This is a genomic window from Sphingomonas sp. MMS24-J45 (genome assembly GCF_044881195.1).
Taxonomy (GTDB): Bacteria; Pseudomonadota; Alphaproteobacteria; order Sphingomonadales; family Sphingomonadaceae; genus Sphingomonas.
The window spans coordinates 2,908,310-2,922,906 of record NZ_CP173255.1; the positions used below are offsets into that span (position 1 = coordinate 2,908,310).

At 66.0% G+C, this 14,597-nt stretch carries 13 protein-coding genes; 9 read left to right on the top strand and 4 right to left on the bottom strand.

All coding sequences use genetic code 11. The features are described 5' to 3' along the window. Positions 1 to 10: 10 nt before the first annotated feature. The gene (hpnJ, locus tag AB5I39_RS14115; protein WP_404368104.1) at positions 11 to 1,456 is read right to left on the bottom strand and encodes a hopanoid biosynthesis associated radical SAM protein HpnJ; all 1,446 of its coding nucleotides are present in this window, start codon (positions 1,454 to 1,456) and stop codon (positions 11 to 13) included. Next, a complete protein-coding gene (gene hpnI / locus AB5I39_RS14120; protein ID WP_404368107.1) occupies positions 1,453 to 2,604 on the bottom strand; it encodes a bacteriohopanetetrol glucosamine biosynthesis glycosyltransferase HpnI in 1,152 nt (383 codons plus the stop codon). Before hpnI ends, hpnJ begins: the two co-directional genes overlap by 4 nt. Positions 2,605 to 2,662: 58 nt before the next feature. On the opposite strand from hpnI, the gene hpnA reads away from it, so the two are divergent. Genes hpnA through AB5I39_RS14155 form a run of 7 tightly spaced genes read left to right on the top strand, consistent with a single transcriptional unit; the run spans position 2,663 to position 10,391 of the window. Further along, the gene (gene hpnA / locus AB5I39_RS14125; RefSeq protein ID WP_404368110.1) at positions 2,663 to 3,661 is read left to right on the top strand and encodes a hopanoid-associated sugar epimerase; all 999 of its coding nucleotides are present in this window, start codon (positions 2,663 to 2,665) and stop codon (positions 3,659 to 3,661) included. Beyond that, complete coding sequence (locus tag AB5I39_RS14130; RefSeq protein ID WP_404368113.1) at positions 3,631 to 4,815, top strand: glycosyltransferase; 1,185 nt, start codon at positions 3,631 to 3,633, stop codon at positions 4,813 to 4,815. The genes hpnA and AB5I39_RS14130 overlap by 31 nt, the downstream gene beginning before the upstream one ends. Beyond that, positions 4,812 to 5,657: a squalene synthase HpnC gene (hpnC, locus tag AB5I39_RS14135; RefSeq protein ID WP_404368116.1), complete on the top strand. Its 846-nt coding sequence runs from the start codon at positions 4,812 to 4,814 to the stop codon at positions 5,655 to 5,657. Before AB5I39_RS14130 ends, hpnC begins: the two co-directional genes overlap by 4 nt. Continuing rightward, complete coding sequence (gene hpnD / locus AB5I39_RS14140) at positions 5,654 to 6,493, top strand: presqualene diphosphate synthase HpnD (RefSeq protein ID WP_404368118.1); 840 nt, start codon at positions 5,654 to 5,656, stop codon at positions 6,491 to 6,493. The genes hpnC and hpnD overlap by 4 nt, the downstream gene beginning before the upstream one ends. Then, positions 6,490 to 7,743: a hydroxysqualene dehydroxylase HpnE gene (gene hpnE / locus AB5I39_RS14145; protein ID WP_404368121.1), complete on the top strand. Its 1,254-nt coding sequence runs from the start codon at positions 6,490 to 6,492 to the stop codon at positions 7,741 to 7,743. The genes hpnD and hpnE overlap by 4 nt, the downstream gene beginning before the upstream one ends. A 9-nt stretch (positions 7,744 to 7,752) precedes the next feature. Next, the gene (shc, locus tag AB5I39_RS14150) at positions 7,753 to 9,702 is read left to right on the top strand and encodes a squalene--hopene cyclase (RefSeq protein ID WP_404368124.1); all 1,950 of its coding nucleotides are present in this window, start codon (positions 7,753 to 7,755) and stop codon (positions 9,700 to 9,702) included. Continuing rightward, positions 9,699 to 10,391, top strand: a complete 693-nt coding sequence (locus AB5I39_RS14155) for a phosphorylase (RefSeq protein ID WP_404368127.1) — start codon at positions 9,699 to 9,701, stop codon at positions 10,389 to 10,391. The genes shc and AB5I39_RS14155 overlap by 4 nt, the downstream gene beginning before the upstream one ends. A gap of 43 nt (positions 10,392 to 10,434) precedes the next feature. Here AB5I39_RS14155 and hpnH read toward each other — a convergent pair whose 3' ends face one another. Further along, positions 10,435 to 11,580 carry an adenosyl-hopene transferase HpnH gene (gene hpnH, locus AB5I39_RS14160; RefSeq protein ID WP_404368130.1) on the bottom strand — a complete coding sequence of 382 codons (1,146 nt, stop codon included), beginning with the start codon at positions 11,578 to 11,580 and terminating at the stop codon, positions 10,435 to 10,437. 8 nt (positions 11,581 to 11,588) lie between these two features. Next, positions 11,589 to 12,557 carry a 4-hydroxy-3-methylbut-2-enyl diphosphate reductase gene (ispH, locus tag AB5I39_RS14165; protein WP_404368133.1) on the bottom strand — a complete coding sequence of 323 codons (969 nt, stop codon included), beginning with the start codon at positions 12,555 to 12,557 and terminating at the stop codon, positions 11,589 to 11,591. 281 nt (positions 12,558 to 12,838) lie between these two features. Here ispH and AB5I39_RS14170 point away from each other — a divergent pair, with 281 nt between their 5' ends. Together AB5I39_RS14170 and AB5I39_RS14175 are read left to right on the top strand one after the other, a co-directional pair. Beyond that, entirely contained in the window at positions 12,839 to 13,453 is a 615-nt protein-coding gene (locus tag AB5I39_RS14170) for an ABC transporter substrate-binding protein (RefSeq protein WP_404368137.1), read from the top strand. Between the two features lie 49 nt (positions 13,454 to 13,502). After that, on the top strand, positions 13,503 to 14,450 hold the full coding sequence (locus AB5I39_RS14175; protein ID WP_404374169.1) for a VacJ family lipoprotein: 948 nt from the start codon (positions 13,503 to 13,505) through the stop codon (positions 14,448 to 14,450). Positions 14,451 to 14,597 lie beyond the last annotated feature (147 nt).

The window sequence follows — 14,597 nt, forward strand, 5'->3', positions numbered from 1 at the left end:
TTACAGTTTCTTATGCAGCTTCTTTCCGACGGCGCAGGAAGTCGAAGAATTCGACGCCCTCGCGCAGGCGGCGCTTCATCATGTCCCAATCGGTCAGCATCTCCTTCACGATCTCCCAGATCTTGGACGGGCGGAAGTAGAAGCGCTTGTAGAATTCCTCGACCTTGTCGAAGATCACCGCCGAGGACAGATGCGGATAGCTCAGCTGCGCGATCTGGTTGCCGTCGTCGGTCAGCAGATCGTGCGAATTGTCGAACCAGCCGTTTTCGATCGCCTGCTTGTACAGGAACGTCCCCGGATAGGGCGCGGCGAGCGAGACCTGGATCGTGTGCGGATCGATTTCCTTGGCGTATTGAATCGTCTCCTCGATCGTCTCCAGCGTTTCGCCGGGCAGGCCGAGGATGAAGGTGCCGTGGATCGTCAGGCCGAGCGAATGCGCGTCCTTGGTGAATTGCCGCGCGACGTCGACGCGCAGGCCCTTCTTGATGTTATGCAGGATCTGCTGGTTGCCGCTTTCGTAGCCGACGAGCAGCACGCGGCAGCCGCCTTCCTTCATCGCCTTCAGCACCTTGTACGGCACATTGGCCTTGGCGTTGCAGCCCCAGGTAACGCGGAAGCCCGGCGTACCGAAGCCCAACTCGCGCAAGGCGCCCGACAGTTCGATCACGAAATCATGCGCGTCGGCGAGCGTATCGTCGTCGAAGAAGATCTCGTTCACCTCGGGCATTTCGCGCAGGATGTACTTCACTTCCTCGATCACGCGCCCGACGCTCTGATGGCGATAGCGATGCCCGCCGATCGTCTGCGGCCACAGGCAGAAGGTGCAGCGGCTCTTGCAGCCCCGCCCGGTGTAGAAGCTGACATAAGGGTGGCGCTGATACCCGCCGTAATATTTGGAGGTGTCGAGATCGCGCTTGTAGATCGGCGCGACCATGGGCAAGACATCCATGTCCTCGATCATCGCGCGGTCCTTGTTGCGCACGATAGTGCCGTCGGGCGCGCGCCACGTGATGCCGTCAATCTCTGCGAAGGGACGGCCCTCGGCCAGTTCGACGCAGGTGAAATCATATTCTTCGCGGCAGACGAGGTCGATCGCCTCGCACGCCTCCAGGCTGGCCTTGTCCTCGACCATCACTTTCGCACCCACGAAGGCGATGATGATCTTCGGGTTGCGTTCCTTGATCAGCCGGGCAGTGCGGATGTCCTGGTTGAAGCTCGGCGTCGAGGTGTGGAGGATGACGAGGTCGCGCGTGTCGAATTCGTGCGCGATATCGTCCCACGACAAATCGTGCGCGGGCGCGTCGATCAGCTTCGATCCCTCGACCATCGCGGCGGGCTGCGCGATCCAGGTCGGGTACCAGAAGGACTTCACCTCCCGCTTCATCTGATAGCGCGCGCCGGCGCCGCCATCATAACCGTCGAAAGACGGTGCCTGCAGGAAAAGGGTGCGCATCATGCCCGTTGCTCCGTATCGGCCGAAATTCGACCGTCGTTCTTCATTTTAAGCGTTGCCCCGCGCCAATCAACCGAGCGCACGAAGAAGCTGGCGGTATAGACCGCGAAGCTCATGAAATCACGCGCCGGCACCAGCCACAACGGTGCGACGCGTTCCCCTACCGCCGCATCCACGGTTCGCACAACCACGAACCGCGCGATCAGGCTCGCAGCGACGAGGGCAAGGCCGATTGCGGGCGCATAGAGGCTTGCAAGACACGCCAGCGGCAGCGGGAGCGAGACGATCATGCCGACATATTGCCAGAATCCGATGTCGCGCACCGTTGCGTGCCAGCGCAACTCGTGCCGCCACAGTGCCGCCAGGCTGGTTTCGGCGCATCCATGCGTTACCCACATCGGCGGCACCGACAGGGTGAGTCCGAGGCTCAGCACCGCCTGTCCGATCGCATGATCGTCCGCCAGCGTGTCGGCGAAGCGCCGGAAACCGCCGATCCGATCCAGCGTCTCGCGCCGCAGCGCGATGGTCGAGCCCATGCACGGATCGGCCAATCGATGGGCGACCGCGATCACCACGCCAGTGATGAACTGATAGCTCAGCCCGGCCGCCCCGAAGCGCGACCAGAACCCGGCGTCGCCGCGCCCGCGATACAGGCAGGAAACCGCGCCGACGCCGGGGTTATCGAGCGCATCGAGCACGCGCATGAGATAATCCGGCGAGACCGCGATATCGCTGTCGCTGAGCACGAGCGTTTCGTGGCGCGCCAGCGGGATCATGTTGATCAGGTTGGAGACCTTGCCACTCGCGCCATGCACGGCCGGATCGATCACGATGTCGATCTGCACCGTGGGATGGGCGGCACGGAGCGCTTCGACCACGCCGATGGCGGGATCATCCGGCCGTTGGATTCCGCACACCATCTGAACGGGGCCGCGATGATCGATGGTCAGGAAGCTCGCGAGATTTTCGAACAGATGCGGCTCGTCCCCGTACAGGGGTTTGAGCAAAGTAACCGGATCGGCCCGACGCGGCAGGCTGGGCGGATTGGCAAAGAAGCGTCGCAGGGTGTATGCCGAAAACACCTGGTACGCGGTTCCCGTTGCCGCCAGCGCGATCGCCAGCCAGCCGAGCGTTGCGCTTGCAATCGCCATAATCTGTCCCACGATTCTTCCCGTAGCGTGGCACCGCCGCGCAAGCTAGACGGCCAAAATGAGTAGCGCTGACATCACGCTCGTCACGGGCGTTTCCGGGTTCGTCGGGTCGGCGGTCGCGCGGCGGCTGGCGGCGTCGGGTCTCGCGGTGCGCGGGCTGGCGCGAGCAAGCAGCGCGCGGACCAACCTGCACGATTTTCCGGGCGAATTGGTCGAAGGCGATGCGCGCGATCCTGCCGCGATGGCGCGCGCGCTGGAGGGCGTGCGGTACCTCTATCATGTGGCGGCGGACTATCGGATCTGGGCACCGGATCCGGAAGAAATCGTCCGCAACAATCGCTTGAGCACGCAAACGGTGATGGAAGCGGCCTTGGGCGCGCGGGTGGAGCGAATTGTCTACACCAGCAGCGTCGCGACGCTGCGGCCCGATCACGGAAAGCCCGCCGACGAAACACGCCCGGCGACGCCCGAACAGGCGGTCGGCGCATACAAGCGCAGCAAGGTCGTGGCGGAGCGGCTGGTCGAGGAGATGGTGCTGCAGCGCGGGCTGCCTGCGGTGATCGTAAACCCCTCGACGCCGATCGGCCCGCGCGATGCGCGCCCGACGCCGACCGGGCGAATCATCGTCGAAGCGGCGTCGGGCCGGATGCCGGCGTTCGTCGAGAGCGGGCTCAACCTGGTTCATGTCGACGACGTCGCCGATGGCCATCTGGTAGCGATGGCGCGCGGGCAAATCGGCCGACGCTATGTGCTGGGTGGGCAGGATGTGAGCTTGCGCGAGATGCTGGCGGTCGCGGCGGACTTGGTCGGACGCAAAGCTCCGACGATCCGTATCCCGACGGCGCCGCTGTTTCCGCTGGCGTGGGCCAATGAGCAGCTTGCCCGGATGACGGGCAAGGAGCCGTTCCTGACGCTCGATTCGCTGCGCATGGCGGCGCACGACATGTATTTTTCAAGCGCGCGCGCCGAGGCGGAGCTTGGCTACACCGCGCGGCCCTATCGCGAGGCCCTGGCGGATGCGATCGCATGGTTCCGGCGGGCGGGGATGATCGCGTGATCGTGCTGGAGCTGGCGCTGCTGTCGCTGCTGATCTGGCTGGTGCTGGTGTTGGCGCGCGACGGGTTCTGGCTGACGCGGGAGCGGGATGCCACGCCGCTCAGGGGCACTCCTGCGCAGAAGCACGATAGCTGGCCGACCGTCACCGCCATCGTACCGGCGCGGGACGAGGCGGAGGTGATCGCGCGCTCGATCGGGAGCCTCGCTGCACAGGATTACCCCGGCGACTTCCGCATCTTGCTGGTCGACGATTCGAGCAGCGACGGCACCGCTGACATCGCGCGCGGGCTTGGCTCGGATCGGGTGCGCGTCGTGACGGGGACGCCGCTCGCGGGCGGATGGACCGGCAAGCTGTGGGCGGTGTCGCAGGGCATCGCCGCTGCCGGGGATGCGCCCGAATACCTTTTGCTCACCGATGCCGACATTGCGCACGCGCCCGACACGCTGCGCAGCCTGGTCGCGCATGCGGTGGACGATGACCGCGTGCTCGTTTCGCTGATGGCGCGGCTGCGGTGCGATAGCCTGGCCGAACGCGCGCTGATCCCGGCGTTCGTGTGGTTCTTCCAGATGCTCTATCCGTTCGCCAAGGTGAACCGGCGCGGCAACGGCTTTGGCGCGGCGGCGGGCGGGGTGATGCTGGTGAAGCGGACTGCGCTGGAAGCTGCCGGCGGGATTGCGGCGGTGCGAGCCGCGCTGATCGACGATTGCGCGTTCGGGGCGCTGATGAAGACGCAAGGCGCGGTCTGGTTGGGCCTGACCGATCGTGCGGTCAGCATCCGGCGCTATGATACTTGGACGTCGGTCGCCGCGATGATCTCGCGCTCGGCCTACGCTCAGCTTGGTTATTCGCCCGTCGTTCTGGCGGGGACGACGCTGGGGCTGGCGGTCACCTATCTCGTGCCGCCGCTGGTCGCGCTGTTCGGGCACGGGGTTGCGCGCTATGCCGCGATCGGTGCCTGGGCGTTGATGGCGCTGGCGTTTCAGCCGATGTTGCGCTTTTACCGGCGCTCGCCACTTTGGGGACCAGCCTTGCCGTTGATCGCGACCTTCTATGCCGGATGCACCTTGCTGTCGGCGTGGCAGCATGTGCGCGGGCGCGGCGGGATGTGGAAGGGCCGCGTCCAGGCGGCGTTGACGCAGGATCGGATCGCATGACTGCCGCCGCCGCCGAACTCGCCTCGGGCAAGGGGCATAAGGACGAGAATTTCCCGGTCGCCTCGGCATTGCTGAAGCGCGAGCATCGCGCGCCGGTGATGGCCTTCTACCGCTTTGCGCGCGCGGCGGACGATGTGGCGGATAATGAGACGGCTTCTGCGTCCGACAAGCTGGCTCTGCTCGGCGCGATGCGCGCGACGATTGCGGGACGCGCGGACGCTGATGCGCCCTCGGCCGCGCTGCGTGAGACGATGGCGGCGCACGCGATCAGCCCGGAGCACGCGCTCGATCTGCTGACCGCGTTCGAGCGCGATTGCAGCGTCGATCGCTATGCCGACTGGCCCGCGTTGATCGACTATTGCCGCTATTCGGCGATGCCGGTCGGGCGCTATGTGCTCGACGTGCATGGCGAGGACCGGGCGACCTGGGCAGCGAACGATGCGCTGTGCGCGGCGTTGCAGGTGATCAATCACCTGCAGGATTGCGGGAAGGATTATCGCAGCATCGGACGGGTGTATCTGCCGCTCGACGTGCTTGCGGCGCACGGCGTGGCGGTGAGCGACCTCGGCAAGGATGAGGCGACGCCGCAATTGCGCGCCGCATTGCGCGATCTGGTCGCGCGGACCGAGATTTTGCTGATGCGATCGGCGGGGTTCTCGCGTGCGATCCGCGATCGGCGGCTGGCGGTGGAGGTGGCGATTATCCACCGTCTCGCATCCGATCTGACGCGGCGGTTGAAGACGCACGATCCGCTGTCCGAGCGCGTGCATCACGGCAAGGTGGAGATGCTAGGTCTGGCGACATTGGCGGCGGCCACACAACTGGTTAAGGGCCGGGGATGAACCCGAATTCCACTCCCGCCGCCTTGCAGGCACAGGTGTCGGGCAGTTCCTTCTACGCAGGTATGCGCGTGCTGCCCAAGGCGCGGCGCGAGGCGATGTACGCTGTTTATGCCTTTTGCCGCGCGGTCGACGACATTGCCGATGACGAAGTCGGCGATCGCAAGGAGCGCGCCGCGCAACTCGAGGCGTGGCGTGCGGATATCGAATCGCTCTATGCGGGCGGTCCTCCCGGGCAGGCGGCGCTGGTCGCGCAGGCGGTGCAGGAATTCAAACTCGACAAGGCCGATTTCCTCGCCGTGATCGACGGTATGGCGACCGATGTCGAACGCGACGTGCGCTGGCCCACCTTTGAGGAACTCGATCTGTATTGCGACCGGGTCGCCTCGGCGGTCGGGCGGCTGTCGGTCAAGATTTTTGGGATGGACGATGCGGTCGGGATCGACCTTGCCTACCATCTCGGCCGGGCGCTTCAATTCACCAATATCCTGCGCGATGTGGACGAAGATGCCGACATCGGCCGCGTGTATCTGCCGGCAGAGCCGCTGCTGGCGGCGGGCGTCGAGTTGCTCGATCCGATCACTGTCGTCGGCGATCCGCGCGTTGATGCGGCGTGCCGCTTTCTGGCGGCCAAGGCGCACGAGCATTTCCGCGCGGCCGAGGCGATTCTGGCGCAGCGCCCGCGCGGGCATCTGATCGCGCCGCGGCTGATGGCGGCGGTCTATGCGCCGATCCTGCGGCGGATGGAGGCGGTCGGCTGGGCCCCGCCGCGCAAACGGATCAAGACGAACAAGCCTGCTTTGCTGCTCACCGCCCTGAGGCTGTGGCTGTTCCGGTGAGCCCGCGCGTCCGGATTGTCGGCGCGGGGATGGCGGGCCTGTCGGCTGCGGTCGAACTCGCGCGGCGCGGGATTGCGGCGGAGCTGAGCGACGGCGCGGCGCAAGCCGGTGGGCGCTGCCGAAGCTATCACGACCCGCAGCTCGGCCGCACGATCGACAATGGCAATCACCTCGTCCTGTCGGGCAATCGCGCGGTGGCGGACTATCTCGCCACGATCGGCGCGAGCGACCGGCTGAGCGGGCCGCTGCATGCCGACTTCGCCTTCGTCGATCGCGCGACGGGCGCGCGCTGGTCGGTGCGCGCCAATGATGGGCCGGTGCCGTGGTGGATTTTCCGCGACGGCAGGCGGGTGCCGGGCACCCGGGTGTGGGATTATCTGCGGCTCGCCGGTCTGCTGCCGGGCAAGCCGGGGCAGACAGTGGCCGACCGGATCGCGACGCGCGGGGCGGTGTGGGACAAGTTGATGGAGCCGGTGCTGCTCGCCGCGCTGAACACTGCGGCGGCGGATGGATCGGCGGCTCTGGCAGCGGCGGTGGTGCGCGAATCATTGGGGCGCGGCGGTCGCGCGAGCCGTCCGCGCATTGCCGAGCCGACATTGGCGGCTGCGTTCGTCGATCCGGCGATCGCGTGGCTGGCGCGGCAGGGGACGGCGCTGACGCTCGGGCGGCGCTTGCGCGCGCTGCGGTTCGACGGGGACCGGGTGGTGGCGCTCGATTCCGGCGGCGGCGAGGAGCCGGTTGCGGCGGACGAGACCATCATCCTAGCGGTTCCGCCGTGGGTCGCGTCGGCGCTGGTGCCGGGCCTGACGACGCCAGACGAGCATCGCGCAATCGTAAACGCGCATTTCGCGTTCGTGCCGCCCGCGGGCACGGCCCCGATGATCGGCGTTATCGGTGGTGCGGCGGAATGGATCTTCGCCTTTCCGGATCGTTTGTCGGTGACGGTGAGTGCAGCCGATCATCTGGTCGATGTCGACCGCGCCGAGCTGGCCGCGCGCTTCTGGGCCGATATTGCGGCGATCCACCACCTGCCTGCGACGTTGCCGCCGTGGCAGATCGTCAAGGAAAAGCGCGCCACCTTCGCCGCGACGCCCGCACAGGATGCGAAGCGCCCACCGGCCGAGACGCGCTGGCGCAATCTGTTTCTGGCGGGGGATTGGACGCAGACGGGCCTTCCCGCGACGATCGAGGGGGCGATCCGATCGGGCGAGCGCGCGGCACGCTTGGCGGCGGGCGTGGTGCTCGGCTAAGGCGAGCGCATGACTACCGATACGATCGAACGCGCACGTCTGGTGGACGAAGCGGATGCCGTCGCCACGCGTGCGGCCGTTGCGCTTGGCAAGCTGCAGCGCGATGACGGGCATTGGGTGTTCGAGCTGGAAGCCGACGCCACCATTCCGGCCGAATATGTGCTGCTACGGCATTATCTGGGTGAACCGCGCGATGAGGAGATCGAGTGGAAGATCGGCGTCTATCTACGCCGGATCCAGTCCGACGCGCATCACGGCTGGGGCCTGTTTCACGGTGGCGCGTTCGATATCAGCGCGAGCGTAAAAGCCTATTTCGCGCTGAAGATGATCGGCGACGATGTCGATGCGCCGCACATGGTGCGCGCGCGGGCGGCGATCCACAAGGCAGGCGGCGCGGCTGCGGTGAACGTGTTCACGCGCATTCAATTGGCTTTGTTCGACGCCGGGCCGTGGTCGGTGGTGCCGACCTTGCCGGTCGAGCTGATCCTGCTGCCGCGCTGGTTCCCGGTGCATTTGTCGAAAATGTCGTATTGGGCGCGCACCGTTATCGTGCCGCTCCTCGTGCTGGCGGCGAAAAAGCCGGTGGCGCGCAACGAATTGGGCGTGAAGGTCGATGAACTTTACACCGCTATGCGCGCGAAGCTGGAAAGCCGCGCGGCGGGGACGAAGCGCGCCTGGACCGCCTTTTTCGGCGCGGTCGATGTCGTGTTGAAGGCGGTAGAGCCGCTGTGGCCCAAGGGTACGCGGGAACGCGCGATCGAGGCCTGCGTCGATTTCGTCACGGAGCGCTTGAACGGCGAGGATGGGCTCGGCGCGATCTATCCGGCGATGGCGAACAGCGTGATGATGTTCGATTGCCTGGGCTACCCGGCGGACCATCCCGCGCGGCGCGTGGCACGGACCTCGGTCGAGAAGCTGCTCGTGGTGAAAGAGGATGAGGCTTACTGCCAGCCATGTGTTTCGCCGGTGTGGGATACCGCACTCGCGTCGCACGCGATGCTGGAGGCTGGCGGGGACGAGGCTGAGGCCCGCGCTGCGGCTGGGCTTGCGTGGTTGAAGCCGCTGCAAGTGCTCGACGTGAAGGGCGATTGGGCGGAGGAAAAGCCCGATGTTCGCCCAGGCGGCTGGGCGTTCCAGTATAATAACGCGCATTATCCCGATCTGGACGACACCGCCGTCGTCGTTATGGCGATGGACCGGGTGAAGGAGCGGGTCGGTCCGGCCTATGACGAGGCGGTCGCGCGCGGGGTAGAGTGGACCGTCGGCCTGCAGAGCAAGGACGGCGGCTGGGGCGCATTCGACGCGGACAATTCCTATCACTACCTCAACAACATCCCGTTCGCCGATCATGGCGCGCTGCTCGATCCGCCGACCAGTGACGTGACGGCGCGCTGCGTGTCGATGCTTGCGCAATTGGGCGAGACCGACAGCCCGCGGATGCAGGCGGCGCTCGCCTTCCTCGAGAAAGAGCAGATGCCCGACGGATCGTGGTTCGGGCGCTGGGGCGTGAATTACATTTACGGCACCTGGTCGGTGCTGTGCGCGCTCAACGCCGCTGGGCTGGGTGACAAGCATCCGATGGTGCGCAAGGGCGCCGACTGGCTTATCCATATCCAGAACCTCGACGGCGGCTGGGGCGAGGATTGCGAGAGCTATGCGCTTGATTACAAGGGCTATACGCCAGCGCCCTCGACCGCGTCGCAGACCGGATGGGCGCTGCTTGCGCTGATGGCGGCGGGTCGGGTCGACCATCCAGCGGTCGAACGCGGTGTGCGCTATCTGATCGCGACGCAAGCCGAGGACGGTCTGTGGGGGCAGGAGAAGTATACCGGCGGCGGTTTTCCGCGCGTCTTCTACCTGCGCTATCACGGCTATCCGGCGTACTTCCCACTGTGGGCAGTGGCGCGGTACCGCAATCTTAAGCGCGCGAATGACCCGCACGTGGCGTACGGCATGTGACGATCCTCGTCGCCTGCGGGCTGCAGCGCGAGGCGGCGATCATCGCGCGGCCGGGCTGGACGGTGGTCGCGGGCGGCGGCGATGCGGTGCGGCTGGAGCGGGAGCTTGAGGCGGCGGTTGCGCGCGGTGGGGTGAGCGCAGTGCTGTCGTGCGGGGTGGCGGGGGCACTCGATCCGGCGTTGAAGGCCGGGGATGTGGTGGTTGGCTCCTTGTGCTCCGGCGAAGGCCGGAGGTCAGGGTTTCAGGAGCAAGGGCCTGCAACCCTGGACCCCGGCCTTCGCCGGGGAACGGCGGAGGAGTGGCTAGTGCGCCACCTTCCCGACGCGCATCACGGCATGGTTGTCGGCGCAGATGCGATCATCGCCTCGGTCGCCGAAAAGGCCGCGCTCTACGCAAAGACCGGCGCCATCGCGGTCGATATGGAATCGCACATCGCCGCGCGCGTGGCGGAGCGTTACCATCTCCCCTTCGCGATCCTGCGCACGATCTCCGACACCGCCGATCACGCCTTGCCCCCCGCCGCGCTGGTAGGGATGAAGCCCGATGGCGGGGTGGCGCTGGGCGCGGTGCTCGCGTCGCTGGCGCGCAATCCTGCGCAACTCCCGGCCTTGATCCGCACCGGGCGCGATGCGGGCGCGGCGTTCGCGAGCCTAGGACGCGCCGTTCGGTGTTTGCCTGATAACCTCTAAGCGATAGCGCGGGGGCGAGTTGCTATGCGCCTCGCCAAGCTCCTCACGCCGCGCGTTGGGTCGGCTTGTAACCTTCCGGATCCGCCGCCTTGATCTTCGCCAGTTCGCGTTCGACATGCGTCGAGTGCACGTCCTCCGCCTTGCGGGCGTGGCTCAGGTCGATGTCGGGTGCCATCGGGCCTTCGGTGCGCACACCGCGGCGGCCGACGGTGAACATCTTGAGCGGGTTGCGCACCGCATCGGCGGCCGCAGTGCCTTCGAAGCCGCAATGTACCATGCAGTTCGAGCATTTCTCATATTTGCCGACGCCGTACTGGTCCCAATCGGTCCCCTCCATCAGCTCGGCGAACGTGTCGACATAGCCTTCGCCGACCAGATAGCACGGCTTCTGCCAGCCGAAGACGGTGCGCAGCGGCATCGACCAGGGCGTGCATTCATAGGTCTGGTTGCCGGCCAGGAAATCCAGGAACAGCGGCGAGTTGGTGAAGGTCCAGGCGCGTGCGCCGTCGCCCTTGCGGAACACGTCGCGGAAGAAGTTCTTGGTCCGCTCGCGCGTCAGGAAATGCTCCTGATCGGCGGCGCGTTCGTAGGAATAGCCGGGCGAGATCGTGATCTCGACGCCGCGCTTTTCCATTTCGTCGAAGAAGGCAGCGAGACGGTCGGGCGACGCGCCGTCGAACACGGTGCAATTGACCTGCACGCGGAAGCCCTTCGACTGCGCCAGTTCGATTGCCTCGATCGCGACCTCATAGGTGCCGTCGAGATCGACCGCGTGATCGTGCATCCCCTTGTCGCCATCGAGATGGATCGACCAGGTGAAGAAGGGCGAGGGCTTGTAGTCGTCGATTTTCTTCTTCAACAACAAGGCGTTGGTGCAGAAGATCACGAACTTCTTCTTGGCCAGATACCCCTCGACGATGCGCGGCATGTCGCGGTGGAGCAAAGGCTCGCCACCCGCGATCGACACGGCGGGCGCGCCGCATTCGTCGATCGCTTCCATGCACTGCTCATAGCTCAAGCGCTGGTTGAGGATCGCGTCGGGATAATCGATCTTGCCGCACCCGGGGCACGCCAGATTGCAGCGCAGCAGCGGCTCCAGCATCAGCACGAGCGGATATTTGCCGCCCTTGATCTGATTCTTGAGCGTGTAGGCGCCAATGCGCACGAGCGGAGCGAGGGGAAGCGACATACGGGCTCCTATGCGCCGATCGTGGCGAATTTGGTAGAGGCAGCGTTCACCGGGGGACCGCGCAATTCGCGCGGCAGGCCGAATTCGAGCGATTCCTCGACGCCGGAGAGCTGCGTCACCTCGACCGGGCCGAGTTTGCGCAGCGCGTCGATCACGCTGTCGACCAGTTCGTCGGGGGCGGAGGCGCCTGCGGTCAGGCCGACGCGCTCGATCCCCTCGAACCAGGCGGGATCGATCGCGCTGCCGTCGTTGACGAGATAGCTCGGCAGGCCCTCATCCACGCCAAGATCGCGCAGACGGCTCGAGTTCGAGCTGTTTTCAGAGCCGACCACCAGCAGCAGATCGGCCACCTTGCACAGGTCGCGCACCGCCGTCTGGCGGTTCTGCGTCGCGTAGCAAATCTCCGACACGTCGGGGCCGATCAGATTCACGAAGCGCTTGGCCAGCGCGGCGATGATGTTCTTGGTGTCGTCAACGCTCAGCGTGGTCTGGGTGATGTACGCCACAGGTGCGTCGTCGGGCAGGTCGAGCGCAGCGACATCGGCCTCGCTCGATACCAGCAGCACCGGGGCATCGACCTGACCGCGCGTGCCGACGACTTCGGCATGGCCTTCATGGCCGATCATCACGAGCGTGCGTCCGGCCTTGGCATAGCGCCGACCCTGCAGGTGCACCTTGGTGACCAGCGGGCAAGTCGCGTCGAAGACGGGGAGGTTGCGCGCCTTGGCCTCTTCCTCGACCGTGCGGGCGACGCCGTGCGCGCTGAACACCGTCATCGCGCCATCGGGTACATCCGACAATTCCTCGACGAAAACCGCACCCTTCGCGCGCAGCGTATCGACGACGTGGCGGTTATGGACGATTTCGTGCCGAACATAGACCGGCGCGCCATAGCGATCGATCGCGCGCTCGACGATCTCGATCGCACGCACGACCCCGGCGCAGAAACCGCGCGGGTTAGCCAGAATTACCTGCAAGCAAAGTCCCTTCCGTCCGCTCGAATGTCGCGGGTGCAATCGCACCGGATTGCGGCGCAATCATGCCCATGCAACCTTGCCTCCCGACGATCATTTTAGCCGCATTGCAACATAAAGAAAGTCGGAAATCCCGTCTCCTGCGCGCCCGCATCCGTCGCCTGTGCTCTCAAACCGCTACCTTTGCGGTTCATCAGCGCGACAGCGGTTTGTGCTAACCCCTTGGTGGTGATACCGCCCCGCGAGCGCAAGGGCGGACGGCCACAGTCTCAAAGGAGCTTGCGATGAGTTTTTTGAACGGTGTTCCCCTGCGTGCTGCATTCGGCCTGGTCGCGCTTGCCGCTGCCGCGCCTGCACTCGCCCAGTCGGATCCGGCGGCGGCCCCGGTTCAGGCGCTCGACGACGGACTGCTGTCGATCATGAAGGGCGGCAGCGCGCTCGGCGCGGCGGGTCGCGCCGCCAAGATCGGTCCGGTGGTGGATCAGACGTTTGACATCGGCCTCATCACGCGGTTGTCGGTCGGGCCCGATTGGCTCAAGGTCGCGCCCGCCGACCAAGCGGCGCTGGTGGCGGGGATGCGGCGGCTGACGGTCGCGCAATATGCCGCGAATTTCAGCAGCTATTCGGGCCAGAGTTTCACGATCGACCCGAAGGTCGAGGCGCGTGGGGCCGACAAGCTCGTGCGGACGACGCTCAACACGCCGAAAAGCGAGAGCGTGTCGATCGGCTATCGTCTGCGCCAGAGCGGCGGCAAGTGGCGGATCGTCGATGTCTATTACCGTAATGCGATCAGCCAGCTGGCGACTCGCCGCGCCGATTTCGAAAGCATCTTTGCCAAGGGCGGCGCAAAGGCGCTGATCAGCCACCTCGACGCGCTCGCCGCCAAAAGCGGGAAGTAAGCGCGGTGCGGATCCGGGGGGCGGGGTCGCGCTGGCGCTCGCGATCTCGCTGGCGGGCGTTCCGGCGGCGGCGCAGGAAGTTGCCCCTGTCGCTGCGCCGACCCCGGCACCGCTTGCTACGGCCGCAGCCGAGCAAGCGTCCGTCGCTCCGCCGGCCGCCAAGCCCAAGCGCCGCCACGCCAAGGGCGACTCGCTCGAAGGCTTCAATCGGGCGATGTTCTCGGTGCATCAGGTGCTCGACCGGATCCTTTTTCGACCGGTATCGATGGCGTATAAGAAGATCGTGCCGAAGGTGGTGCGCAAGGGCATCCGGCACATCTTCTCGAATATCGGCGAACCGTTGGTGTTTGCCAACGACGTGCTGCAGTTGAAGCCCAAGCGCGCGGTGAAGACGTTCGGGCGGTTTCTGATCAACTCGACCGTAGGGATTGGCGGCGTGCTCGATGTCGCCAAGACTCGCGATTTCGGGCTGCCGCACCACGACAACAGCTTTGGCGATACGCTGGGGCGCTACGGCGTAGGGCCGGGGCCGTATATCTTCCTGCCGCTGGTCGGGCCGAGCACGCTGCGCGATTTCAGCGCAGGCTTCGTGCAGGGGCAGGTGCTACCCTATACGATCGACACGCCCTTTGGCCGCGCGGAGTATCGCGTGTCGCAGGCGGTGCTGACCGGCATCGACTTGCGCGCCGAATTGGATGACGCCTTGAAGGCGCTTTTGGGCAGCGCAATCGATCCTTATGCGACGCTGCGCTCGGCGTATCTCCAGGACCGCGCGGCGACGATTGCCGAGGCCCGGCACAGCGAAACGCCCAAGGCGACTGATCCGCTCGACGATCCGTTGACCGATCCGGCGGCTGGCCCCGCGAAGGCGGCACCTACTCCGGTGGATGATTTTCCGGTCGATCCGGCACCGCCGGTCGAGTCCGGGCCGTCGGCGGAACCTGCACCGCCCGCCGCGCCTTCGTCGACGCCCGCGCCTGCAACGCCCCTCCCGTAAACGCATGTCACCGCGGGCCTTAATCCCGTTCGCCCTGAGCTTGTCGAAGGGCTGCACTTCTTTCGTTGGTGAAAGAGAAAGACAGGGCTTCGACAAGCTCAGCCCGAACGGGGAGGGCGCAAGGCACCACCGAAGGCGGAGGGTTAG